Origin of the sequence: Mycobacterium sp. SMC-18 (genome assembly GCF_045310895.1) — a bacterium.
Classification (GTDB): Bacteria; Actinomycetota; Actinomycetes; order Mycobacteriales; family Mycobacteriaceae; genus Mycobacterium.
Window position 1 is genome coordinate 38733 of record NZ_JBJIAL010000026.1, and the last position, 23169, is coordinate 61901.

The window sequence follows — 23169 nt, forward strand, 5'->3', positions numbered from 1 at the left end:
CGGCCCAGCAGAATCCGGGTTCGCGCTACCGTTGGTACATGCCATCGCCGAATCGGACACCACCCCGGCGATGGCTGGTTGGCCTGGCGCTTGCCGCCACGCTGACGATGGTGGTCGTCAACCTGCCCACCCCGGGTCGGCCGACCACGGCGTCAGACCAGCCGTCGGGCACCATCGACGGTCCCTTCGCGTCGCTACTCGCCTCCTCGACCGATCTCGGGCCCGCTCATCCGCAGCGCGTCCAGCTCACCGCCACGCTCGATGCGAACCATCGACCGGACGCGCTGATCAATTGGGCTGAGCTGCAACGCCTTTCGGTGCGCTGGCGCCCCGGCGACAACTGGGCCGTCGTCGAAGGCGACCCCGACCGGATGGGCGCCGCCTTCGGCGTCGAGGTGCACGACTATCGCGGCCGGCGTGGACAGGAGTTCTACGCCGCGCCGCAGCAACCCCAGCTCCCCACCGAACTACAAGGCACGGTCGCCGAATTGGGCCGGATCCTCAGCTACACCCCGCACCACGATTCGGCACCGCAGGACCCGCCGCAGGGTGTCCCGGAACGCGGACTGACCCCGAGCCACCTGCTCAGCGCCTACCACGCCGACAAGTTGAGCGCCGCCGGCCACACGGGCAAGGGCACCACGGTGGTGGTCTTCGCTTTCAACGGTTACGACCAAGCCGACCTGGACCAGTTCTCGACCACCTTCGGCCTGCCCAAGTTCACCCCGACCCTCATCGGCGGGCAGCCCGGCGACGAGCGCGGCGAGACCACCATGGACCTCGAGGTGATCCATGCCATCGCCCCCGACGCCCGGCTGGTCGTGGTCAACGCCCGTCCGACCGTCACCGGCGACGGCGCCTACGTGAAGATCGGCGAGATGTTCGAGCGGACCGACCGTGATTTCCCCGGCGCGATCTGGAGCCTGTCGATCGGCTGGGGCTGCGACAAACTGACCACCGCGGCCGACCTCACTCCCGTCCGCTCGGCGTTGGCCGCCGCAGAAGCGCACGGCACCACGGCATTTGACGCCAGCGGCGACCTGGCCGGACTGGAATGCAAGGGCGGCGACGACTGGGACTCCCCTCCCGGCCCCGCCGACATCGGGCTGGATTCGGTGGCGTCGCTGCCCGAGATGACCAACGTCGGCGGCAGCACCCTGTCCACCGATGCCGAGGGCAGGTGGGTGGACGAACAGGCCTGGTTCAACGTCCCGCTCTCCCAGGGCACCGGCGGCGGCGTCTCCGCACTGTTCGACCAGCCACGCTGGCAGGCGGCCGCGGCGAACCAGGTCGACCCGAAACGCAGCGCCGGCAAGCGCATGACGCCGGACATCTCGGCCGTCGCCGATCCCTACACCGGCGTGCGGATCGTGGTGGACAAGGAGGTGGTCGTCGGCGGCGGCACCTCGCAGTCCGCACCGATCTGGGCCGGCCTGACCGCCGTCATGACGCAATACCTCACCGCCAACGGCGGACGGCCGATCGGCGCGCTCAACCCGCTGCTGTATCGGATTGCCACCGGCGCCCCGCGACCGGCATTCCGCGATATCACCTTGGGCGGCAACGCCGTTGACACGGCGGGCCCGGGCTACGACCTGGTCAGCGGGCTCGGCACCCCGAACGTGGAGAACCTGGCGGAAAACCTGTTGTTGCTGCAGAAGGTGACGCAATGAGCACCCAGCTCGAAGACCGGCCGATGATGGAGTGCGAGGTCTGCCAGCTGGACGTCCCGGCGGGCGAGTACTGCGGGCTGTGCGGCGCGCCGCTGAGCGAACACCGTCACGACGGACCGCATTGGTTGCGGGCGCGGTCGTTCAGCGCCGCACCCGGCCAGCATCTGCTTCGCCTGTCGATCACCAGCTCGCTGTTCCCCCACCTGTCCCCGCGGTCGCGCACGTCGTTCATGCTCGGGCTCGTCGCCCTGGTGCTGGCCCTGGTCGCCACCGCGATGCTTCGCCTGCCCGGCGCGCTCGTCGCCGTCGCCGTCCTCGGGCTGCCCGTGATCTTCGGAATCTATCTCCGGGAATCGGAATTCAACCAGGACGCACCGCGGGGCAACCTCTGGCTGACCGCCGGTCTCGCCGTCGCGCTGGGCGTCGGGTGGGCGCTGCTCACCGGAGCGGTGGCCGCCCGGTCTTACGGCATCCCGCTCGGTGCGGGCATCGCGGCGGCCCGCATGCTGCGCACCGGCCTCGGCGCCACGCTCGGTGGCCTCCTGCTGATGCAGGTGCCCACACTGGTGATCCGTCTGGTCCGGCCCGGCCATCGAGAAGCCTTGCACGGCTACGCCATCGGCGCCCACGCCGCCATCTATTTCACCGCGGCGGCAACCCTGACCCGGCTGGCCCCGCAGTTCGGCACCGGCATGGTCAACCGCGACCGCCCGCTGCAAGGCCTGTTGGTCGAGGCCGGTATCCGCGGCCTGGCCACTCCCATCATCGCGGCCACCGTCGGCGGCCTGATCGGTGCGGCGCTGTGGTTCACCCGGCCACCGAACAAGGCGCACCAACATCGAGGCTACGTCCGGCTGACGCTGACCCTGATCGCGGTGATCGTCGCCGTGGTCTACGCCCTGCTCGGCCTGATCGACGCGGTCCAGCTGCCCCAGTTCGTCCAGCTGGCAATGTATTTCGCGCTCACCCTCGTCGCACTGCTGGCATTGCGCGTCGGACTGCACCTGGCGCTGCTGCACGAGGCCCACGACGACTACAACATGGACGAGCCGCTGCTGTGTACCCAGTGCGGCCACGTCGTGCCCGACGCCCCGTTCTGCGCGGCCTGCGGCGCCGCCACCCGGGCGTCGTCACGGGCCGCACGGCACAGCCAGCGCACCGACCGCCCGGCACCCGCCGACAGCTTGACGGTGGGGCTCCTCCCCGGCTACTCGCTGCACGCGCCTGCCTACGCGACGACGCCGACCCGGACCACGAAACGCGTTCAGGTGACACTGATCTTCGTCCTCGCCGCGGTGGTGCTGGCCGCGCTCCTGGTCGGGGTGTCCGGACTTCTGGAGAAGCCGGCCGTGCGGTACGTGTGCCCGCCGGAATGCGGCCATCCGCCCATGGGTCAGCCGGTGACCATCAACCCCCGGTTCACCGCACCCGACGGCTCGTTCAGCGTCGCCTACCCGGCGACCGGATCGGCGTACGAGGTGACCAAGGACGACCACGGCGTGCTGGCCAAACTGCTCGCCGGCGACGGCGGGATGCTGCAGCTGTTCAGCCGGCCCGCGACCGGACGCCAGCCGAAAGACATTGCGGCCGAACTGGTCAAGTCGACCTATCCGGATGCCAAGACCGCGTACGAAATTCCGAACGCCATGGTCGGCTACCAGACGGGCTACGGCGTCGTCGCCGACTGGTATCCGCAGGGCGCGAGCCGCCAGTACTCCCGGATGCGGCTGTTGGTGCTCGTCGCCGTCAAGAACGACCTGGCACTGATCGCCGCGGCCTCGGGTCCGTACCACCGTTTCGGGCCCGACTTCGGCTCCGGGAAACCGTCCGCGGTCGGCCTGCAACTCGCCCTGGACATGGGCCAGTACGTCAACAGCTTCGCGTGGCGGGGCGACCCGGCGCGCTGAGCCTCACCCGTCAGCCGGAGGGGGATCACTCCCACTCGATGGTGCCCGGCGGCTTGCTGGTGATGTCCAGCACCACGCGGTTCACCTCGGGCACCTCGTTGGTGATGCGCGTCGAAATGCGTTCCAGCACTTCGTAAGGCACGCGGGTCCAGTCGGCGGTCATGGCGTCCTCACTGGACACCGGGCGCAGCACGATCGGATGTCCGTAGGTCCGCCCGTCACCCTGCACGCCCACCGAGCGCACATCGGCGAGCAGCACCACGGGGCACTGCCAGATGCTCTGGTCCTGCCCGGCCGCGGTGAGCTCCTCGCGGGCGATCGAGTCGGCGCGGCGCAGCGTGTCCAGCCGGGAGCCCGTCACCTCGCCGACGATCCGGATACCCAGACCCGGGCCCGGGAACGGTTGGCGCCCAACGATTTCCTCGGGCAGGCCGAGCTCGCGGCCGACGGCGCGCACCTCGTCCTTGAACAGCAGCCGCAGCGGCTCGACGAGTTTGAACTTGAGGTCCTCGGGCAGACCGCCGACGTTGTGGTGGCTCTTGATGTTGGCCGTACCGGTGCCACCGCCCGATTCCACGACGTCCGGGTAGAGCGTGCCCTGCACCAGGAATTCGATCTCGGACTCGCTCGATCCCAGGGTGTCGCGCACCGCGCCCTCGAAGGCCCGGATGAACTCGCGGCCGATGATCTTGCGCTTGCCTTCGGGGTTGGTCACACCCGACAGGGCGTCGAGGAAGCGGTCGGCTTCGTCGACGGTGACGAGCTTGGCACCGGTCGCGGCGACGAAGTCGCGTTCGACCTGCTCACGCTCCCCCGCGCGCAGCAGGCCGTGGTCGACGAACACACAGGTCAGTCGGTCGCCGATGGCGCGCTGCACCAGCGCGGCCGCGACCGCCGAGTCGACGCCGCCCGACAGGCCGCAGATGGCCTGGCCGTCGCCGATCTGCTCGCGCACCTGCTCGACCAGCTGGTCGGCGATGTTGGCCGCGGTCCAGGTCGCGCCGATGCCGGCGAAGTCGTGCAGGAACCGGCTGAGCACCTGCTGGCCGTGCGGCGAGTGCATCACCTCGGGGTGGTACTGGACACCGGCCAGCTTGCGGGCCCGGTCCTCGAAGGCGGCGACCGGGGCGCCGGGGCTGCTGGCCACGACGTCGAATCCGGCGGGCGCCGCGGTGACCGCGTCGCCGTGGCTCATCCACACCGGCTGCGTGCCCGGCAGGCCTGAATGCAGTTCTCCGCCGGAGACTTTCAGCTCGGTCCGGCCGTATTCACTGGTGCCGGTGTGCGCCACGGTGCCGCCGAGCGCCTGCGCCATGGCCTGGAACCCGTAGCAGATGCCGAACACCGGGACGCCCAGGTCGAAGATCGCCGCGTCCAGTTGCGGCGCGCCGTCTTCGTAGACGCTGGACGGCCCACCGGACAGCACGATGGCCTGCGGGTTCTTGGCCTTGATGTCCTCGACCGTCGCGGTATGCGGCAGCACCTCGGAGAACACCCGAGCCTCGCGGACCCGGCGGGCGATCAGCTGCGCGTACTGCGCACCGAAGTCGATGACCAGAACGGGCTGTGAAGCTGGTGTTTGCACCCGCCCAGTCTAGTGGTGGGCAGCCGGCGGCTCTGCCAACCGCTCGGCTGCGGCGCCCACGGCGGCGCGGACGTCGTCATCGGTCATCTCGCCGAGCCCCAGCGCGGGCCGCAGGAATGGCCCCAGCAGTCGCCAGCCGAGTTGCAGCGCGATGATGTTGCCCACCGCGAGCCGGGCCTGATTCTCGTCGGCGTACCGGGGCAGGAATTCGTCGAGCAGGCGCGCCATGTTGGGAAATGTGGTCTGCAACTCCCCGACCGGGTAGCCGTCGAGCGCGGCCCGGGCGATCACCCGGAGCTGTCGGTCGACTGCCGCGTCGATCACGTCGGCCGGCGCATCGGTGTCGATCAGGCCCTTGAGCCGTTGCCCGAGATGGTCCAGCACCGCTCCGACCAGCTGATCCTTGGAGCCGAGGTGCCGGAACACCAGACCGTGGTTGACGTTCGACTTCGCGGCGATGTCCCGGATCGACGTGGCGGCGGGACCGCGTGCGGCGAACAGCTCCGATGCGGCCTCGAGGACGGCCGCGACGACCTCGTCCCGGCCCACTGGCACGCCTGTAGTCATGTGGCTACACTAGCGCCCACGTGCTGTAGTCAATTGACTACAGTCGCCTTGGCCGAAAGGAACGTCATGCTCAACGCCACGAAACTGACCAGCAAGATCGGTGCCGTCATCGACGGCGTCCGACTGGGCGGTGACCTCTCCCCCGAGACCATCGCCGAGATTCGCGCCGCGCTGCTGGAGCACAAGGTCATCTTCTTCCGCGGTCAGGACCATCTCGACGACGCGCAACAGCAGGCCTTCGGGGAACTGATGGGTGACTTGGTCGGCCATCACTCGATGAAGCGCGCCGACGCACCGAAGATCACCCCGATCGACTCGGAGTACGGCAAGGCCAACCGCTGGCACACCGACGTGACGTTCATGCCCGACTACCCCTCGGCATCGGTGCTCCGCGCCGTCACCCTGCCGACCTACGGCGGTTCCACCCTCTGGGCCTCCACCGTCGCGGCCTACGAGGCGCTGCCCGCCCCGCTCAAGGCGCTGGCGGAGAACCTGCGGGCCGTGCACTCCAACCGGTTCGACTACCTCAAGGACGTCACCGTGGACACGACCCACCTCACCGACGAGCAGAAGGGCTACCAGGCCGAATTCCAGAAGCCCGACTTCCGCACCGAGCACCCGGTGGTGCGGGTCCACCCCGAGACCGGGGAACGCGCCCTCGTGGCCGGCCAGTTCGTCCGCGGCTTCGTCGGCCTGGACAGCTACGAGTCGGCCGCCCTGCTGGAACTGCTGCAGCGACGAATCACCATGACAGAGAACACCGTTCGCTGGAACTGGCAGCCCGGCGACGTCGCGATGTGGGACAACCGGGCCACCCAGCACCGCGCCGTCGACGACTACGACGGCCAGCACCGGCTGATGCACCGCGTCACCCTGACCGGCGACGTCCCCGTCGACATCCACGGAACGCCCAGCCGCGTGATCAGCGCGGCATAGCGACGACGAATAACCGGGCCGAAAAGCGGGAAAGGACACAGCAGAACCGCTCCCGACCGAAAGAGCAACCATGCTGGGTCTCCCCGACGCCGTGCACGCCTGCCTGTTCGACCTCGACGGCGTCCTGACCGACACCGCGAGCGTGCACAAGAAGGCCTGGAAGGCGATGTTCGACGACTATCTGCGGCACCGCGCCGAACGCGACGGCGAACCGTTCGTCCCGTTCGACAGTCACGACTACCTGCAGTACGTCGACGGCAAGCCGCGCCAGGACGGCGTCCGCGCATTTCTGCGCAGCCGCGGCGTCGACCTCCCCGAGGGCGACCCTGACGACCCGCCCGGCGCCGAGACCGTCGCCGGACTCGGGAACCGCAAGAACGAGATGTTCCAGCAGGTGCTGCACGACGACGGCATCGAGGCGTTCAGCGGATCCCGGAAGTATCTGGAGGCGGTCGCCGCTGCCGGACTCGGCATCGCGGTCGTGTCGTCGAGCGCCAACACCCGTCAGGTGCTCGACGCGACCCGACTGTCGCGGTTCGTCCAACAGCGGGTCGACGGTGTGACCCTGCGGGACGAGCACATCGCGGGCAAACCGGCACCGGATTCGTTCCTGCGGGCCGCACAACTGCTGGGCGTCGAACCGGCGGCGGCCGCCGTCTTCGAAGACGCCCTGGCCGGTGTCGCGGCCGGCCGAAACGGCAGATTCGGGTACGTCGTCGGAGTGGACAGAGCCGATCAAGCCGCGCAACTACGCGACAGCGGCGCAGACGTCGTGGTCCGCGACCTGGCCGAGCTGCTGTAGGCCGACGATGATCACTCAGGACTCATTTCCCGTCGAGCCATGGCAGGTCCGCGAGACCCAACTGGACCTCGAGCTGTTGGCGCAGTCGGAGTCGGTGTTCGCATTGTCCAACGGACACATCGGCTTTCGCGGCAATCTCGACGAAGGGGAACCGCACGGGCTGCCCGGCACCTATCTCAACTCGTTCTACGAAACCCGGCCGCTGCCGTACGCCGAAAGCGGATTCGGCTATCCCCAGGGCGGCGAGACCATCGTCGACGTCACCAACGGCAAGATCATCCGCCTACTGGTCGACGACGAGCCCTTCGACGTCCGGTACGGCGAACTCCTCGACCACGAGAGAATTCTGGATCTGCGTGCCGGCACCCTCTCGCGCACTGTGCATTGGCGCTCACCGGCCGGAAAACAGGTGCGCGTCAAGTCGGTTCGGCTGGTCTCGCTGGCCCAGCGCAGCGTCGCGGCCATCGAATACATCGTCGAGGCCATCGACGAATTCGCCCGCGTCACAGTGCAATCGGAGTTGGTCGCCAACGAGGACCAGCCGCAGACCTCGTCGGATCCCCGCGTCGCGGCGGCCCTCGCCAATCCCCTGCAGGCGATACACCACGAACACAACCAACACAGCGGCCTGCTGATCCACCAGACCAAGCGCAGTGGCCTGATGATGGCCGCCGCGATGGACCACGAGATCGAGGTCCCGGGCCGTGTCGAGGTGAGCACCGACGCGCGCCCAGATCTGGCGCGTACCACCGTGATCTGCGGCCTGCGACCGGGTCAGCAACTGCGCATCGTAAAGTATCTGGCGTACGGCTGGTCGAGCCTGCGGTCACGGCCCGCGCTGCGCGATCAGGTCGCCGGTGCGCTGGCCGGCGCGCACTACAGCGGGTGGGAGGGCCTGCTGGATCTGCAGCGCGCCTATCTCGACGATTTCTGGGACAGCGCCGACGTCGAAGTCGACGGTGACCCCGACTGTCAGCAGGCCGTGCGGTTCGGGTTGTTCCACGTATTGCAGGCCAGTGCCCGCGCGGAATGCCGCGGCATCGCCGGGAAGGGGCTGACCGGAACCGGCTATGACGGTCACTCTTTCTGGGACACCGAAGGTTTCGTGCTGCCGGTGCTCACCTACACGAAACCGCATACCGTCGCCGACGCTCTGCGCTGGCGTGCTTCGATCCTGGGATTGGCGAAAAGCCGTGCGGCGGAACTGGGTTTACGCGGCGCGAGCTTCCCGTGGCGCACCATATCCGGACCCGAGTGCTCGGCGTACTGGCCGGCGGGCACCGCGGCGTGGCACGTCAACGCCGACATCGCGATGGCGTTCGAGCGCTACCGCAACGCCACCGGTGACCAATCCCTGGAAGTCGACTGCGGCCTGAACGTGCTGGTGGAGACGGCACGGTTGTGGATGTCGTTGGGACACCACGACCGGCACGGCGTCTGGCATCTCGACGGCGTCACCGGCCCCGACGAGTACACCGCGATGGTGCGCGACAACGTCTTCACCAATCTGATGGCGGCGCACAATCTGCGCGTCGCGGCCGACGCGTGCACGCGGCACCCCGACAACGCCTATGCCATGGGCGTGACCAACGAGGAGACCGCCGCCTGGCGCGACGCCGCAGCCGCCGCACATATCCCGTATGACGACGAACTCGCCGTGCATCCGCAGTGCGAGGGCTTCACCACCTTCGCGGAATGGAAGTTCACGCCCGACAGCGCTTATCCGCTGTTCCTGCACTACCCCTACGTGCGACTGTATCCGGCGCAGGTGATCAAGCAGGCCGACCTGGTGCTGGCCATGCAGTGGCAAGGGCACGCCTTCACCGCTCAGCAGAAGGCGCACAACGTCGACTACTACGAGCGGCGCACGGTCCGGGATTCCTCGCTGTCCGCGTGCACGCAGGCGGTGATGTGCGCCGAGGTCGGCCACCTGGAATTGGCGCACGACTATGCGTACGAGGCGGCCTTGATCGACCTCCGCGATCTGCACCACAACACCCGCGACGGGCTGCACATGGCATCCCTGGCCGGCGCCTGGATCGCGCTGGTCGCCGGTTTCGGGGGCCTGCGCGACGATGAAGGCATCCTCGCGCTCGACCCGCAGCTGCCGGACAGTCTGTCCCGGCTCCGATTTCGGTTGCGGTGGAGGGAGTTTCGGATCACCGTCGACGCGACGCACAACGAGGTGACGTACACCCTGCGCGACGGGCCCGACTCCACCCTGGAAATCCGCCATGCCGGATCCGACCTGACGCTGAGTACGCGCGAGCCGACCGTCGTCGATGTCAAGCGGCGGCAGTCGCTACTGCCCCCGCCGCCGCAACCGCCGGGCCGGGCGCCCACACACCGGCGGCTGCACACCGTCTGACCCCGAGGATTTGTGCACGATTTTCCGCGGTCAGCGCGGAAAATCGTGCACAAATCCCTACTAAACCGGGGTGATCGGCAGTCGGCGCAGCGCGCCGGGGGCATCGGCCGGGACGACGGGACGGTCGGGCGCGATCGGTTCGATGCGCCGGTACGGCTCGCCCTGTGCCGGCCGCGCGTCGTCCTGCCCCTTGTTCGGCCACAGCGACGCCGCGCGCTCGGCCTGCGCCGCGATCGAAAGTGACGGGTTCACACCGAGATTCGCGGAAATCGCGGCACCGTCGGTGACGAACAGCGTCGGGTAGTTGTAGACGCGGTGGTAGGGGTCGATGACGCCCGTCTGGGCACTGTCGCCGATCGCCGCGCCGCCCAGGAAGTGCGCGGTCAGCGGGATGTTGAACAGCTCGCCCCAGGTGCCGCCGGCGATGCCGCCGACCTTCTCGGCCATCCGCCGCGTCGCCTCGTTGCCGACCGGGATCCAGGTCGGGTTGGGCTCGCCGTGGCCCTGCTTGGACGACATGATCCGAATGCCACCGGGCCCGCGCTTGGTGAATGTGGTGATCGAGTTGTCGAGGTGCTGCATGACCAGTGCGATCACGGTCCGCTCGCTCCACCGCTTGGGGTTGAGCAGCCGGATCAGCTCACGCGGGTCCTCGCCGGCCTGGTCCAGGAACTGCTTCCACCGCGGCACGTCGGTGCCCTGCGGGCCGGCGCCGTCCGTCATGAGCGTCTGCAGCATGCCCATGGCGTTGGAGCCCTTGCCGTACCGCACCGGTTCGATGTGGGTGTCCGGTGTCGGGTGGATCGACGACGTGATCGCCACGCCGTGCGTCAGATCCATGTCGGTGGGCACTTCGCGGGTCTGCGCGCCGACGATCGACTCGGAGTTGGTCCGGGTCAGCACGCCGAGCTTGCCCGACAGCTTGGTCAGCTTGCCGGTGTCGCGCACCTTGAACAGCAGCTTCTGGGTGTTGTACGTACCGGCCGCCACGATGAGGTACTTGGCGGTGAAGGTCCGCTTGCCGCGCCGCACCTTGCCGTTGGTGCGTCGGGTCGACACCTCCCACAGCCCGTCGCCGCGCTGCTCGAAGCTGGTGACCGTGGTGAGCGGATGTACTTGTGCGCCAGCCTTTTCCGCCAGGCCCAGGTAGTTCTTCACCAGAGTGTTCTTCGCGCCGTGCCGGCAGCCCGTCATGCACTCGCCGCACTCGATGCAGCCGGTGCGGGCCGGGCCGGCCCCGCCGAAGTACGGGTCGGGCACCGTCTTGCCCGGGGTCTTCTCACCGTCCGGTCCGAAGAACACACCGACGGGCGTCGCTACGAAGGTGTCGGCGCAGCCCATGTCCTCGGCGACCTCTTTGATGATCTTGTCCGCGTCGGTGAACGTCGGGTTCTTGACCACACCGAGCATGCGCTGCGCCTGCTCGTAGTGCGGCATCAGTTCGGCGCGCCAGTCGGTGATGTTCTTCCACTGCGGGTCGTTGAAGAACGGGTCCGGCGGGATGTAGAGCGTGTTGGCGTAGTTCAGCGAACCACCGCCAACACCTGCGCCCGCCAGGATCATCACGTTGCGCAGCAGGTGGATCCGCTGGATGCCGTACATGCCGAACTTGGGGGCCCACAAGAACTTTCGCAGGTCCCACGAGGTCTTTGCGAAGTCGGCGTCGGAATACCGGGGGCCGGCTTCCAACACTCCAACGCGGTAACCCTTCTCGGTGAGCCGGAGGGCGCTGACGCTGCCTCCGAAACCCGAGCCGATGATCAAGACGTCGTAGTCAGGCTCCATGGCAGAAGTATGGACCTACCGCTCGGTAACCAGCTACCAAGGTAAACCTAACTCGCTACCGCCGGTACTAGCTACCGACGGTGAGGCCCACCTTTTGGAACTCCTTGAGGTCGCAGTACCCGGCCTTGGCCATCGAACGGCGCAGGCCACCGACCAGGTTGACCGAGCCGAACGGGTCGTCGGACGGGCCATTGAGGACCTGGTCAAGCGACGGACGCTCACCCAGCGCGACCTGCAGCAGCGCACCGCGCGGCAGCGACGGATGCGCCGCGGCAGCCGGCCAGAACCAGCCCTCACCAGGCGCTTCGGCAGCGGCGGCCAACGGGGTGCCCAGCAGGACCGCGTCGGCGCCGCAGGCGATGGCCTTGGCCAGGTCACCCGAGGTGTGGATGTCGCCGTCGGCCAGCACATGCACGTAGCGGCCGCCGGTCTCGTCGAGGTACTCGCGCCGCGCGGCGGCGGCGTCGGCGATCGCGGTGGCCATGGGCACGCTGATGCCCAGGACCTCGTCGCTGGTCGTCGCGCCGTAGGTCGAGCCGTAGCCGACGATGACGCCGGCCGCGCCGGTGCGCATGAGGTGCAGAGCGGTGCGGTGGTCGAGCACGCCACCGGCGACGACGGGCACGTCCAGCTCGGAGATGAAGGTCTTGAGGTTGAGCGGCTCGCCGTCCTGCGCCACCCGCTCGGCCGAGATGATGGTGCCCTGGATGACCAGCAGGTCGATGCCGGCCGCCACCAGCGTCGGCGTCAGGGCCTGGGCGTTCTGCGGGCTGACGCGCACCGCGGTGGTGACGCCGGCTTCACGCACACGTGCCACGGCGGCGCCGAGCAGCTCCGGGTCCAGCGGGGCCGCGTGAAGCTGTTGCAGCAGCCGAACGGCTGCCGACGGGTCGTCTTCCTTGGCCGCCAGCTCGACGACCTGGGCTAGCTTGTCCTCGACGTCGCGGTGACGGCCGATCAGGCCCTCACCGTTGAGCACGCCGAGGCCGCCGAGGCGGCCCATCTCGATGGCGAACTCGGGCGACACCAGCGAGTCGGTCGGGTGCGCCAGGACCGGGATCTCGAACCGGTAGGCGTCCAGCTGCCAGGCCGTGGAAACGTCCTGGCTGGAGCGGGTGCGCCGCGACGGCACGATGTTGATGTCGTCCAGTTCGTAGGTACGACGAGCGGTCCGGCCCATGCCGATTTCGACCATGTCACGCATGTGTTCTTTGACTTCCCTGTCAGTTAGCGCGAGGAATAGTTCGGTGCTTCGACGGTCATCGTGATGTCGTGCGGGTGGCTTTCCTTCAAGCCCGCCGCGGTGATCTGCACGAACTGCGCCTGCTGCAGTTGCTCGATGGTGGCCGAACCGGTGTAGCCCATGGCAGCCCGCAGACCGCCGGTGAGCTGGTGAATGACGGTGGACAGCGGACCGCGGAACGGCACCCGCCCCTCGATGCCCTCGGGCACCAGCTTGTCCTCGGACAGCACGTCGTCCTGGAAGTAGCGGTCCTTGGAGTAGGACTTGCCCTGACCGCGACCCTGCATGGCGCCGAGCGAGCCCATGCCGCGGTAGCTCTTGAACTGCTTGCCGTTGACGAAGATCAGTTCACCCGGCGATTCGGCCGTACCGGCCAGCAGCGAGCCGAGCATGGCGGTCGACGCGCCGGCGGCCAGCGCCTTGGCGATGTCGCCCGAGTACTGCAGGCCGCCGTCGGCGATGACCGGCACGCCGTAGGGGCGGCACGCGGCCGTCGCCTCCAGGATGGCGGTGATCTGCGGGGCGCCGACACCCGCGATGACGCGGGTGGTGCAGATGGAGCCGGGCCCGACACCCACCTTGACGGCGTCGGCGCCGGCCTCGCACAGCGCGGCGGCGGCGGACCGGGTGGCGACGTTTCCGCCCACGACCTCGATCTTCTCGCCGACGGCCTTCTTGAGGCGGGCGACCATGTCCAGCACGCCGCGGTTGTGGGCGTGCGCGGTGTCGACGATCAGAACGTCGACGCCGGCGTCGGCCAGCGTCATGGCGCGGGTCCAGGCGTCGTCACCGACGCCGACCGCGGCCCCGACCAGCAGGCGGCCGTCGCTGTCCTTGGTGGCCAGCGGGAACTGCTCGGTCTTGACGAAGTCCTTGACGGTGATCAGCCCGGTGAGCTTGCCGTGGCCGTCGACGATGGGCAGCTTCTCGATCTTGTGCCGGCGCAGCAGGCCCAGGGCGGCCTCGGCCGAGACGCCCTCCTGGGCAGTGATCAGCGGAGCCTTGGTCATGACCTCGGCGACGGCCTTGTCCTGGTCGACCTCGAAGCGCATGTCGCGGTTCGTGATGATGCCGACGAGCTGCCCCGACGTGTCCACGACCGGCAGGCCGGAGATCCGGAACCGGGCGCACATGGCGTCGACCTCGGCCAGGGTGTTGCTCGGCGAGCAGGTGACGGGATCGGTGACCATGCCGGCCTCGGACCGTTTGACGGTCTCGACCTGCGCGGCCTGCTCGCTCAGCGGCAGATTGCGGTGCAGCACGCCCATACCGCCGGCGCGGGCCATCGCGATGGCCATCCGCGACTCGGTGACGGTGTCCATGGCCGAGCTGACCAGCGGCACCCGCAGCCGGATGTTGCGCGTCAACTGGGAGGACGTATCGGCAGTCGCCGGGATGATGTCGGACGCCGCGGGCAGCAGAAGGACGTCGTCGAAGGTCAGCCCGAGCATCGCGACCTTGGTCGGATCGTCACCGCCGGTCGGCACCGGAACGGAGATGGGAACGCTGCTTTCAGCGATCGACATGGGTGGGGCCTCCAGGGCAGACACAGTCGTGGAACTAAAAAGCCATCCTATCGGCCCAGACTGCGTGCAACGAACTCCACTCGGTGGCGGCTCGCCGGGGTAACGGCTGGCGCATGGTCGGGGGTGATAAGTAGGGTGGACCTGTGCGTGACCCACCTGCCGCCGGGCTTGCCACCCGACCCGTTCGCCGACGATCCCATGGACCCGTCGGCCGTTCTGGATGCGCTGGAGCCCGGACAACCCCTGGACCCGCAGGAACGCATGGCCGTCGAGGCCGATCTCGCCGATCTGGCAGTGTACGAAACACTGTTGGCGCACAAGGGCATTCGCGGCCTCGTCGTCTGTTGCGACGAGTGTCAGCAGGACCATTACCACGACTGGGACATGCTGCGGGCGAACCTGCTGCAGCTGCTGGTCGACGGCACCGTCCGTCCCCACGAGCCGGCCTACGATCCCGAGCCCGATGCCTACGTGACGTGGGACTACTGCCGCGGTTATGCGGATGCGTCGCTCAACGAGGCAACCTCCGAGCACGACGGCTACCGCTGATTTTTTCTGTTGACGTGCTGGATGTCACGTCTGGCTGCGTTGATGTTCCGCTGAGGGCGAAAAAAGCCGAGTAGGCAGCACCCCCATTAGAGGGTCAACAGCCGCCGCATGACGTCAGTGCTGCCCGTGGCCCGATCCGGATCCCGATCCCGATCCCGACCCTGACGGGGCCTGCGTCGTCGTCACGACTGACCGCTCGCGCGTCGGCTCCGGCTGCACTTCCCTGGTTGAGGGCGCCACGGTGGGCTGTACTGCCGGGACTGTCGGTGCAGGTGTGGTCACCGAGGGCACTGTGACAGTCGGGGCGACGGTGGTGACCGTCTGCGCGGGCGCCGGGTTCTGCGTCGGCGATGCCACAGTCGACGGTGCGACCGTGGCCGACTGCGTGGCCGTCGCCGTGGGCTGATTGGTGACGACGGGCTCGCTCGAGGGCACCGTGGCAGGCGACGTCCCCGTCGCCGTCGCGCTCGACGGCACCGAGGTGGCCGTCGAAACCGAAGACGAGGTGACGGTCGAGCTGCTCGGCGACGGAGAACTGGTCGTCTCGGTCGGCGACGTGGCGCTCGAGGAGGCCGACGTGCTCGTCGGCTCCGAGGGCGAGGTCGACGGACTGGTCGACGTCGCGGACGCGTCGGTCGAGGTGGCCGACGTGGACGACGATGTGGTCGTCGACGTGCTGGACGACGAGGTCGACGACGAGGTCGACGACGACGTCGTCTCCACCACCGGCACCGGCAACAGGGTCAGCGGCGACGACGGCAGGACCGGCATCGGCTCTCCCGGCGGCGGCAGCGTCGCGGCGGGGTCCTGCTCAACCACCTTGTAGGTCAAGGCATTCCACTGCTGGATCAGCTGTTGCTTGTGCTCCGGGGCGTCGACGCTCTGCACGGTCGGGCTCAGCGCCTGGAGCTTCTCCTGCGCCTGCTGCCACTGGCCGTTGTCGATCAGCTGCTGCACTTGCTGCATCTCGGTCTGCGCGGCCAGCATCACCTGGTCGTCGCGGCTGGCCTTGTCGCTGCCGAACATCGCCGTGTGCAAGCCGTACAGCGACGAGTTGGGCCCAGCGGCGTAGATCGCGGTGCCGAAGCCACCGAGGCACAGCAGCGCGGCCGCGACCGAGCCGACGATGGTCAGCGATGTCCGAGATTCCTTGCGGTGCAACCCGTTCTGCAGGGCGGCGACCGCGTCGCGGGCCGTGACGGGCGTCGTCACCGCGGGTTCGCGGATGCTGTCGCGCCAGTCCGCGAGCAGGAACGCCAGCTCGGCTTCCGTGGAATCCGTCGAGTAGGCGTGTTGGTCTGCGGCGAGCGCGTCGAAGAAGCGGTCGACGCGTCGAATCTCGTTGAGCGAGGGGTCGCCGCCGCCCGGCGACCATTGTCCGGAGTCAGGCATGGCCGCGCTCCGTCGAACCGATCTCGGTCTTCAACCGCGCCAACGCACGGTGCTGCGCGACGCGGACCGCGCCGGCGGTGCTGCCGACGGCCTCCGCGGTCTCCTCGGCACTCATGCCGACGACGACGCGCAGGATCAGGATTTCGCGCTGCTTCTCGGGCAACACGGACAGCAAGCGGTTCATTCGGGCCGCCGAGTCGGCGTCAATGGCCAACTGTTCGGGGCCCAGCTCGGTCGAGGGGCGGTCCGGCAGATCGTCGGTGGCTTCAGCGCGATTGCGGCCGGCGGCACGATGCGCGTCAGCAACCTTGTGAGCGGCAATGCCGTACACGAAAGCCAGGAACGGCCGTCCCTGGTCCTTGTACCGCGGCAGCGCCGTGATCACAGCTAAACACACCTCCTGAGCCACATCGTCTGCGGAAACACCCTGTCGCTCGCCGACCCCGAAGCGCGCACGGCAGTACCGAACGACGATCGGGCGGATGGTTTCCAGCACCTTGCGGAGCGCGTCGCGATTGCCGGCAACTGCATCAGCAACGACAGCATCGAGACCATCTCCCGAAAATGTCATCGTGGGCGCAATCTCCAGCGTTACGGACGAGGCAGTGCCGTGGTTGGTATGTCAGGACAACAGTAATGACTGGTGTGAGCTACCAGATTCATCCCGCCCATCGGCCGCCGCGTGCGCGCACCGTGGCGGCCGCCGCGTCACGGATCTCTGCCATCGCTTCCGGGCTGTGCCCGGCGCTCCCGATATCGCTCAACAAACAGCCCAATGCCCAGGTCAGCGGCACCAACCCGAACTGCTGCGTGCGTTCCAGCGCGGCGTCGGCGAGACGCCGGGACTCGTCGAACCGGCCGGCGCTGCACAGCGCCGCCGAATACACGACGTCGGTTTTCACGGCGTGGCGCGGCGAACCGAGGTCAGCGACGAGCTCCCGCGCGCGTTCGGCATGAGCGACGGAGTCCTCGCCACGACCGCTGACCATGGCCAACTCCGCACTGACCCAGGCCAGCCGAACCCGCTGACGCGGTACCCCACTGTTGTCGGTGTCGACCGCGGCCCGCTCGAGCAGCCGCTGCGCCACCGCGAAGCGGCCGATCCCGAGAGCATCGGCGGCCAGACCGACGAGGGCGTCAGCCCGCGCCTCGGCGGCATCGCGCCGATGGGCGACCAAGGCCCACGCCCGCCCGTCGGCAACCCGGGCGAGGCGATGCCAGCCGAGCTGCCGGAGAAACGACGCACGGGTGCTGTGCGCCAGCGACAGCAACGGACCGCGACCACACCGGGCCACGGCGTCGAGATCGGCGGTGGCGACGGCATATCGACCCTGACCGCCCGCAGCCACGGCGCGCAGCCACAGTTCGCCGGCCGAGTGCGCCGCGGGCAGCGGCCACCACGGCAGGTCGTTGCCAAAAGCGGCGTCGTACAGACGGACTGCTGGCGGGTCGACAGTGCCCGTCCTGGTACCGGTTGCGGTCATCGAGTCAGCACGGTATCAATGCCGCTCCTTCGCGTGACCGCCTTCTCTCGCCGTGCGAGTTCGAGAGCTTTGGTTAATAATTAATGCTGGCCGTGTTAACAACATGTCAACGACTTCCAATTCCGCCACATATCGACAAACGTGGCGAACTGTCGCGAACTGCCGAAACAGGTACCTTGCGACAATATCGCCACCACTCGTTTCGTTTCCAAGGCATCGCGCAGATGAACGTGATGTAAATTCTTGACCTGCGCTTATGGGGTTTCGCACAGAGCGTGGCTATTGACGGAATTTGCCGAATCCTTCTACTTTGTGTGCACGAGTTGTCATCGGCGACAAGTTCTCGGGTCATTTGCAGATCAACGCGTATCCACAGATTTCCAAAATGGATGCGCGGGGAGGAGTCGTTCCCAATGCCACAGCCTCAGCAGCTTCCCGGACCCAACGCCGATATGTGGGATTGGCAGATGCACGGCGTTTGCCGTGGCGTCGACTCAGCGGTGTTCTTTCATCCCGATGGCGAGCGCGGCCGGGCTCGGGCCCAGCGTGAAATGCGCGCCAAGGAAATGTGCCGGGCCTGCCCTGTGATCACTCAATGCCGGTCGCACGCCCTGGCCGTCGGCGAACCGTATGGCATCTGGGGCGGGCTCAGCGAAGGCGAGCGCGAACTGTTGCTCAAGCGGGGCATTCGCCGCGCGTCGTAGTCCATCTCCACCGAAACCGCATCCCAGCAGGCGTTCCTCGAACGTTCGCCGGCATGCGGTTTTCGGCGCAGTAGTCGCAGCCGTCAGTCCGGCTCACCGTATTCATCGAACCAATAGGCAAGTTTCCCGCGGCGGCTCACCGCGCGCAGTCTGCGCTCGGTGGCCTCACGGGTGGTGCTGGTACTGACGATCAGCAGCTCGTCACCAGCTTCCAGGCGCGTGTCCGGCTGCGGCACAAAGGTATTGCCCTTGCGGATGATCAGGGTTATCACGCTCGGGTCGGGCAGCCGCAGTTCCAGCACCGTCACGTTGTGCAGCCGCGACTGCGGCAGCACTGTCAGCGTCAACAATTCCGCGTCGAGCACGTCCAGTGGCGCCGCTTCCACCTGAATCTCGCGGGTGACGTCCCGGCGGATCAGTCCGAGCCGGTGCGCGATCGGCTTCAGACTCGGCCCCTGCACGAGCGTGAACACCACCACCAGCACGAACACGATGTTCAGTAGCCGCTGGCTGTCCGGCACTCCGGTGACGATCGGGTAGGTGGCCAGCACGATCGGCACGGCGCCGCGCAATCCGGCCCACGACAGGAAGGCCTGCTCCCGCCAGGGCACCCGGAAGCCGATCAGCGACAACACCACCGACAACGGCCGGGCCAACAGCAGCAGCACCAGGCCGATGACGACGGCCGGCACCAGGTCGTCACCGAGCTGGCTGGGCGTGACCAACAGGCCGAGCAGGACGAACAGCCCGATCTGAGCCAGCCAACCCAGCCCCTCGGCGAACGACCGGGTGGCCGCGCGGTGCGGCAGCCCGGAATTCGCGAGCACCAGACCGGTCAGGTAAGCCGCGAGGAATCCGCTGGCGTGCGTGACCCCACAGGCCGCGAAGGCCACCGTGCCCAGCCCGAACGTCGCGAGCGGATACAGCCCCGACGCCGGCAGCGCGATCCGGCGCAGCGTGACGGCACCGAGGTACCCGCACAGCAGGCCGATCGCCGCGCCGACCGCCAGCTCGTAGACCAGGTCGACCAGCCCGTGAGCCGGATGGAAGGCCAGCGGAACCACGCTGAACATCAGGACGAGGATGACGGCAGGGGCGTCGTTCAGACCGGACTCGGCTTCCAGCAGACCCGCCAGCCGTCTGGGCAACGGCAGCACCCGCAGCACGGAGAACACCGCGGCGGCGTCGGTAGACGAGACGATGGCGCCCAGCAGTAGCGCCAGCTGCCAGTCCATGCCCAACAGCAGATGCGCGCCTGCCGCGGTGACGGCCGTGCTGACGGCCACGCCGAGGGTGGCCATCACCGCCGCCGGCGCCAAACTCTTGCGGACGTCGCTGAACTTGGTGGTCAGACCGCCCTCGATGAGGATGATCGCCAGCGCCGCGGTCCCCAGGTCCCGGACCAGGGCGACGTCGTCGAACCGCAGCCCGATGCCGTCTTCGCCGACCAGCACACCGAGGCCGAGGAACAGCAGCAGACTGGGCAGGCCGACGCGGGTCGCGAGCCGCGTGGCGACGATGCTCGCCAACAACACCAGCGCCCCGACGAGCAGCACCCGGTTCAGCTGCTCGAGCGTCATCAATCCCCCATTCCGGTGTGCGGCCGAAGCAAATGTATCTGGGAACTCGCTGCGGGACGCGGTAGGCGACAATGGCTGCGTGAGCACCCGGGGCATGCGCGTGGCGATCGCCGGCGCCGGCGCGGTCGGCCGGTCGGTCGCACAGGAACTCGTCGCCAACGGGCACAAGGTCCTCCTGATCGAGCGCGACATTCGCAAGTACGAGCCGCGCACAGTCCCCGAGGCCGACTGGCTGTGGGCCGACGCCTGCGAGGTGGCCGCGCTCGAGGAATGCGGCATCGAGATGTGCGACGTCGTGATCGCCGCGACCGGTGACGACAAGGCGAACCTCGCCATGGCGCTGTTGGCGAAAACCGAATTCAGTGTGCCGCGGGTCGTCGCGCGCGTGAACAACGTCGCCAACGAGTGGTTGTTCACCGACGACTGGGGTGTCGACGTCGCGGTGTCCACGCCGCACGCGATGGCCGCCGGCGTCGAGGGCGCCATCGACGTCGGCCACCTGGTGCGGCTGATGGGTCTACGTCAGGGGCACGCGAACCTGACGAAATTCACGCTGCCGCCGGACAGCCCACTGATCGGACGCACCATCGGGGACATGACCCTGCCGCCGAACACACTGTTGGTGACGGTGCAGCGCGGCAGCAGGATCATCGTGCCCAAATCCGGGGACCGCTTCGAGGACGGCGACGAATTGCTCTTTGTCGCAGACGAATCCGTCGACGGCGACATCCGCGACCTCATCCACGGCGGTTAGAGCGCGTAGCAGTACCTGCTCGTCGGCACCGAGTCGAGGTTGGTGTGGGCGCCGAAGCGCATCACGCTCTCGACCATGAGCGTCATCCGCCGCTGCAGTTCCGCATCGTCTCCCCCGCTGCCATAGAACGCGTGCACGTCCGTCATGGCCGCCATGTGGAACAGTTCCTCGACGACGGCGTCGACCCGTTCGGTGCCGTGCACCGTCCGCAGGACGCGGTTCTGCACGTAACCGAACGTGTCCTGGGTGTCGATCGCGACGCTCGTGTGCTGCCCCTGCCAGATCTGGAGCCAGTCGGCCGGGTCGAGGTCCGCCGGGATGCGCAGGAAACCGAGCTGCGCCAATGCCGTTGTCCGGACCCCGTTTTCCACGACGGGCGGCTCCAGCCGCACCGTCTCCTCGACCTCCCAGCCGGCGCTGCGCTGCGAGATCGCGGCCAGCAGATCGGAGATGGGGTCCGGGTCGACACCGGCGTCGGCCCACACACTGACGACCGCCGGGACCGGGTTGTCGAAGGTGGTGATGCGCAGCATCGCGGCCTCGACGTCGACATCGTCGACGTTGATCTGCAACCGGTTCACGCCCGCCGCCTGCAACAGCACGTGCAATTGCGTCGAATGCAGGGCGGTGTCCAGACCCGAGCCCCACAGGGCGTAGATGAGCTTCACGCCGTCAGCCATGCTTGGCGGCCATCGGCTCGGCCTGCATGACACCGCCGGCCTGCAGCCACTCACCGACGGCACGCGGCGCGTCCCGGACCGGGTTGTAGACGTCCTCCTCCGAGGAGAACAGGTTGTCGCCGGCGTAGACGAGGCGGGTGATGTTGGGAAAACCGAACACCTTGCCCGGCTCGGTCGGGTGGTCGAGGGCGTTGATGATCTTGGTGACGATCGCGCCGTTCTCCTCATCGATCGCGACCCAGGTGTGCGGGAATCGCATGTGCGGAAACGGCTTCATGACGCCGACGATCCATTCGCGCACCGCTTCGCGGCCGTGCATCTCACCGTAGGCGTGCTCGATGTAGTGGACGTCCTCGGTGAACAGATCGGCGAACGGCGCCCAGTCCCCCGTGCTCGAACAGACCTCGACGACCTTGGTGTAGTGATCGAGCGCGGCCATCAGCTCGTCGCGGGTGAAGCGTGGCATGTCCAGACCTCCAAGATAACTAGAATCAATTTCAGTTTCGGGACTCTACCGAACAACTAGAATTCGCTCCAGACCCAAAAAGGAGCTGCACCTTGGCAAGAATCGCCGAACCCCGCCCGGCCGCCGAGCCCAGCTCCGCCGTGCAGCAGCAGCGGCGCGACGCGATCCTCAAGGCCACCGCAGCCCTCGCCGCGCGGAAGCCCGCCGACCAGGTTCAGATGAACGAAGTCGCCCGCGCGGCCGGGGTCGCCCTCGGCACGCTGTACCGCTACTTCCCATCCAAGACCCACTTGTTCGTCGGCCTCATGGCCGACCGGGTGGACCGGATGCAGGAGGGTATCGACCGCCGGAAGGCCCCGGCCGGCACAGCGGCCGACCGCGTGTTCGACGTGCTGTCGCGCGCCACCCGTCCGATGCTGCGCCAACCGCATCTGACCGCAGCCATGCTCAATTCACTGAACACCGCCGATGCGACGGCCGTGGCCGAGGTGGGGCATATCGACCGCCAGGTCCGCAGCATGCTGCTGACCATCTGCGGTGTGGACGACCCAGGGCCGCAAGATATTTCACTGATGCGGCTGGTCCAGCACACGTGGCACGGCATCCTGCAGTCCAGCATGAACGGGCGAATCTCCGCCGACGAGACCGAAGACGAAATTCAGCTGGCCTGCCGGTTGATCCTGGCCCCGTTGTCCGAGGCCCCCCGTTAGCCTTGTCGGCATGACCACACCATCGCCCGAAGGCACCGTCACCGTCGTCGAGAGCGGCTCGGGGACCTACACGCAGGAGATCATCGCCGGCGGGCACCGGTTGATCGCCGACGAGCCACGCCCGTTCGGCGACGATGCGGGACCGTCCCCCTATGACCTCCTGCTGTCGGCCCTGGGCGCGTGTACCTCCATGACCATCCGCATGTACGCCGCCAAGAAGGGGCTGCCCCTCGAACAGGTGCGGGTGTCGTTGCGGCACTCGCGGATTCACGCAAAAGACTGCGCCGAGTGCGAGACGCAACAGGGCATGGTCGACCACATCGATCGTGACATCGAGTTGATCGGCGACCTCGACGACGATCAACGGGAGAAGCTACTGGCCATCGCCGAACGCTGTCCCGTGCACCGGACGCTGACCTCGTCGGTGCACGTGTCGACTTCGTTGAAGGTCTGACCCA

Annotated in this window: 21 protein-coding genes; 10 read left to right on the plus strand and 11 right to left on the minus strand. The window is 67.9% G+C overall.

Annotated elements, in window-relative coordinates; all coding sequences use genetic code 11:
* Window positions 1-38 precede the first annotated feature (38 nt).
* Both ACJH6J_RS20595 and ACJH6J_RS20600 read left to right on the plus strand, forming a co-directional pair.
* On the plus strand, window positions 39-1673 hold the full coding sequence (locus ACJH6J_RS20595; RefSeq protein ID WP_212806818.1) for a S53 family peptidase: 1635 nt from the start codon (window positions 39-41) through the stop codon (window positions 1671-1673).
* Window positions 1670-3580, plus strand: coding sequence for a zinc ribbon domain-containing protein (locus ACJH6J_RS20600; protein ID WP_346414579.1), 1911 nt, complete (start codon window positions 1670-1672; stop codon window positions 3578-3580). Before ACJH6J_RS20595 ends, ACJH6J_RS20600 begins: the two co-directional genes overlap by 4 nt.
* A 25-nt stretch (window positions 3581-3605) precedes the next feature.
* On the opposite strand, the gene guaA is transcribed toward ACJH6J_RS20600, so the two are convergent.
* The gene (gene guaA, locus ACJH6J_RS20605) at window positions 3606-5165 is read right to left on the minus strand and encodes a glutamine-hydrolyzing GMP synthase (protein ID WP_212806820.1); all 1560 of its coding nucleotides are present in this window, start codon (window positions 5163-5165) and stop codon (window positions 3606-3608) included.
* A gap of 9 nt (window positions 5166-5174) precedes the next feature.
* Window positions 5175-5732 (minus strand): TetR/AcrR family transcriptional regulator, encoded by a 558-nt coding sequence (locus ACJH6J_RS20610; protein ID WP_212806821.1) that lies wholly within the window; start codon window positions 5730-5732, stop codon window positions 5175-5177.
* A gap of 66 nt (window positions 5733-5798) precedes the next feature.
* Between ACJH6J_RS20610 and ACJH6J_RS20615 the strand changes: the two genes are divergently transcribed.
* The 3 genes from ACJH6J_RS20615 (at window position 5799) to ACJH6J_RS20625 (ending at window position 9838) form a co-directional block, all read left to right on the plus strand.
* Complete coding sequence (locus tag ACJH6J_RS20615; RefSeq protein WP_406802769.1) at window positions 5799-6668, plus strand: TauD/TfdA dioxygenase family protein; 870 nt, start codon at window positions 5799-5801, stop codon at window positions 6666-6668.
* Between the two features lie 70 nt (window positions 6669-6738).
* On the plus strand, window positions 6739-7470 hold the full coding sequence (locus ACJH6J_RS20620) for a beta-phosphoglucomutase family hydrolase (RefSeq protein WP_406802770.1): 732 nt from the start codon (window positions 6739-6741) through the stop codon (window positions 7468-7470).
* Between the two features lie 7 nt (window positions 7471-7477).
* Entirely contained in the window at window positions 7478-9838 is a 2361-nt protein-coding gene (locus ACJH6J_RS20625; protein ID WP_406802771.1) for a glycoside hydrolase family 65 protein, read from the plus strand.
* Between the two features lie 60 nt (window positions 9839-9898).
* Here ACJH6J_RS20625 and ACJH6J_RS20630 read toward each other — a convergent pair whose 3' ends face one another.
* The 3 genes from ACJH6J_RS20630 to guaB all read right to left on the minus strand — a co-directional run bounded on the left by ACJH6J_RS20630 (window position 9899) and on the right by guaB (window position 14392).
* Window positions 9899-11623, minus strand: a complete 1725-nt coding sequence (locus ACJH6J_RS20630; RefSeq protein ID WP_406804464.1) for a GMC family oxidoreductase N-terminal domain-containing protein — start codon at window positions 11621-11623, stop codon at window positions 9899-9901.
* A 67-nt stretch (window positions 11624-11690) separates the two neighbouring features.
* Window positions 11691-12818 (minus strand): GuaB3 family IMP dehydrogenase-related protein, encoded by a 1128-nt coding sequence (locus ACJH6J_RS20635; protein ID WP_346414607.1) that lies wholly within the window; start codon window positions 12816-12818, stop codon window positions 11691-11693.
* Window positions 12819-12850: 32 nt separating this feature from the next.
* Complete coding sequence (gene guaB, locus ACJH6J_RS20640) at window positions 12851-14392, minus strand: IMP dehydrogenase (protein WP_133427623.1); 1542 nt, start codon at window positions 14390-14392, stop codon at window positions 12851-12853.
* Window positions 14393-14539: 147 nt separating this feature from the next.
* On the opposite strand from guaB, the gene ACJH6J_RS20645 reads away from it, so the two are divergent.
* On the plus strand, window positions 14540-14941 hold the full coding sequence (locus tag ACJH6J_RS20645) for a DUF5319 domain-containing protein (RefSeq protein WP_406804465.1): 402 nt from the start codon (window positions 14540-14542) through the stop codon (window positions 14939-14941).
* Between the two features lie 114 nt (window positions 14942-15055).
* On the opposite strand, the gene ACJH6J_RS20650 is transcribed toward ACJH6J_RS20645, so the two are convergent.
* The 3 genes from ACJH6J_RS20650 to ACJH6J_RS20660 form a co-directional block, all read right to left on the minus strand.
* On the minus strand, window positions 15056-16333 hold the full coding sequence (locus tag ACJH6J_RS20650) for an anti-sigma-D factor RsdA (RefSeq protein ID WP_406804466.1): 1278 nt from the start codon (window positions 16331-16333) through the stop codon (window positions 15056-15058).
* On the minus strand, window positions 16326-16904 hold the full coding sequence (locus ACJH6J_RS20655) for a sigma-70 family RNA polymerase sigma factor (protein ID WP_138250355.1): 579 nt from the start codon (window positions 16902-16904) through the stop codon (window positions 16326-16328). The genes ACJH6J_RS20650 and ACJH6J_RS20655 overlap by 8 nt, the downstream gene beginning before the upstream one ends.
* Window positions 16905-16992: 88 nt before the next feature.
* A complete protein-coding gene (locus ACJH6J_RS20660; RefSeq protein ID WP_318986495.1) occupies window positions 16993-17817 on the minus strand; it encodes a hypothetical protein in 825 nt (274 codons plus the stop codon).
* 413 nt (window positions 17818-18230) lie between these two features.
* Here ACJH6J_RS20660 and ACJH6J_RS20665 point away from each other — a divergent pair, with 413 nt between their 5' ends.
* Window positions 18231-18521 (plus strand): WhiB family transcriptional regulator, encoded by a 291-nt coding sequence (locus ACJH6J_RS20665; protein WP_029105464.1) that lies wholly within the window; start codon window positions 18231-18233, stop codon window positions 18519-18521.
* An 83-nt stretch (window positions 18522-18604) separates the two neighbouring features.
* On the opposite strand, the gene ACJH6J_RS20670 is transcribed toward ACJH6J_RS20665, so the two are convergent.
* The gene (locus ACJH6J_RS20670) at window positions 18605-20101 is read right to left on the minus strand and encodes a potassium/proton antiporter (protein ID WP_212806827.1); all 1497 of its coding nucleotides are present in this window, start codon (window positions 20099-20101) and stop codon (window positions 18605-18607) included.
* Between the two features lie 94 nt (window positions 20102-20195).
* On the opposite strand from ACJH6J_RS20670, the gene ACJH6J_RS20675 reads away from it, so the two are divergent.
* Window positions 20196-20855 (plus strand): TrkA family potassium uptake protein, encoded by a 660-nt coding sequence (locus ACJH6J_RS20675; protein WP_318986521.1) that lies wholly within the window; start codon window positions 20196-20198, stop codon window positions 20853-20855.
* On the opposite strand, the gene ACJH6J_RS20680 is transcribed toward ACJH6J_RS20675, so the two are convergent.
* Both ACJH6J_RS20680 and ACJH6J_RS20685 read right to left on the minus strand, forming a co-directional pair.
* The gene (locus ACJH6J_RS20680; RefSeq protein WP_406802776.1) at window positions 20852-21535 is read right to left on the minus strand and encodes a hypothetical protein; all 684 of its coding nucleotides are present in this window, start codon (window positions 21533-21535) and stop codon (window positions 20852-20854) included. The two genes, ACJH6J_RS20675 and ACJH6J_RS20680, sit on opposite strands and share 4 nt — an antisense overlap.
* The gene (locus ACJH6J_RS20685; protein WP_406802777.1) at window positions 21528-22001 is read right to left on the minus strand and encodes a nuclear transport factor 2 family protein; all 474 of its coding nucleotides are present in this window, start codon (window positions 21999-22001) and stop codon (window positions 21528-21530) included. Before ACJH6J_RS20685 ends, ACJH6J_RS20680 begins: the two co-directional genes overlap by 8 nt.
* A 92-nt stretch (window positions 22002-22093) precedes the next feature.
* Here ACJH6J_RS20685 and ACJH6J_RS20690 point away from each other — a divergent pair, with 92 nt between their 5' ends.
* Together ACJH6J_RS20690 and ACJH6J_RS20695 are read left to right on the plus strand one after the other, a co-directional pair.
* Window positions 22094-22711: a TetR family transcriptional regulator gene (locus ACJH6J_RS20690; protein WP_318986493.1), complete on the plus strand. Its 618-nt coding sequence runs from the start codon at window positions 22094-22096 to the stop codon at window positions 22709-22711.
* Between the two features lie 10 nt (window positions 22712-22721).
* Window positions 22722-23165, plus strand: a complete 444-nt coding sequence (locus tag ACJH6J_RS20695; protein WP_406802778.1) for an OsmC family protein — start codon at window positions 22722-22724, stop codon at window positions 23163-23165.
* The last annotated feature ends 4 nt before the right edge of the window (window positions 23166-23169 follow it).

Coding starts and splice junctions, on each gene's coding strand:
- ACJH6J_RS20615 (WP_406802769.1), top strand. CDS start 5,799: ATGCTCAACGCCACGAAACTGACCAGCAAGATCGGTGCCGTCATCGAC.
- ACJH6J_RS20625 (WP_406802771.1), top strand. CDS start 7,478: ATGATCACTCAGGACTCATTTCCCGTCGAGCCATGGCAGGTCCGCGAG.
- ACJH6J_RS20610 (WP_212806821.1), bottom strand. CDS start 5,732: ATGACTACAGGCGTGCCAGTGGGCCGGGACGAGGTCGTCGCGGCCGTC.
- ACJH6J_RS20660 (WP_318986495.1), bottom strand. CDS start 17,817: ATGACCGCAACCGGTACCAGGACGGGCACTGTCGACCCGCCAGCAGTC.
- ACJH6J_RS20600 (WP_346414579.1), top strand. CDS start 1,670: ATGAGCACCCAGCTCGAAGACCGGCCGATGATGGAGTGCGAGGTCTGC.
- ACJH6J_RS20670 (WP_212806827.1), bottom strand. CDS start 20,101: ATGACGCTCGAGCAGCTGAACCGGGTGCTGCTCGTCGGGGCGCTGGTG.
- ACJH6J_RS20680 (WP_406802776.1), bottom strand. CDS start 21,535: ATGGCTGACGGCGTGAAGCTCATCTACGCCCTGTGGGGCTCGGGTCTG.
- ACJH6J_RS20695 (WP_406802778.1), top strand. CDS start 22,722: ATGACCACACCATCGCCCGAAGGCACCGTCACCGTCGTCGAGAGCGGC.
- ACJH6J_RS20635 (WP_346414607.1), bottom strand. CDS start 12,818: ATGGTCGAAATCGGCATGGGCCGGACCGCTCGTCGTACCTACGAACTG.
- ACJH6J_RS20675 (WP_318986521.1), top strand. CDS start 20,196: ATGCGCGTGGCGATCGCCGGCGCCGGCGCGGTCGGCCGGTCGGTCGCA.
- ACJH6J_RS20595 (WP_212806818.1), top strand. CDS start 39: ATGCCATCGCCGAATCGGACACCACCCCGGCGATGGCTGGTTGGCCTG.
- ACJH6J_RS20665 (WP_029105464.1), top strand. CDS start 18,231: ATGCCACAGCCTCAGCAGCTTCCCGGACCCAACGCCGATATGTGGGAT.
- ACJH6J_RS20650 (WP_406804466.1), bottom strand. CDS start 16,333: ATGCCTGACTCCGGACAATGGTCGCCGGGCGGCGGCGACCCCTCGCTC.
- ACJH6J_RS20630 (WP_406804464.1), bottom strand. CDS start 11,623: ATGGAGCCTGACTACGACGTCTTGATCATCGGCTCGGGTTTCGGAGGC.
- ACJH6J_RS20620 (WP_406802770.1), top strand. CDS start 6,739: ATGCTGGGTCTCCCCGACGCCGTGCACGCCTGCCTGTTCGACCTCGAC.
- ACJH6J_RS20655 (WP_138250355.1), bottom strand. CDS start 16,904: ATGACATTTTCGGGAGATGGTCTCGATGCTGTCGTTGCTGATGCAGTT.
- ACJH6J_RS20685 (WP_406802777.1), bottom strand. CDS start 22,001: ATGCCACGCTTCACCCGCGACGAGCTGATGGCCGCGCTCGATCACTAC.
- guaB (WP_133427623.1), bottom strand. CDS start 14,392: ATGTCGATCGCTGAAAGCAGCGTTCCCATCTCCGTTCCGGTGCCGACC.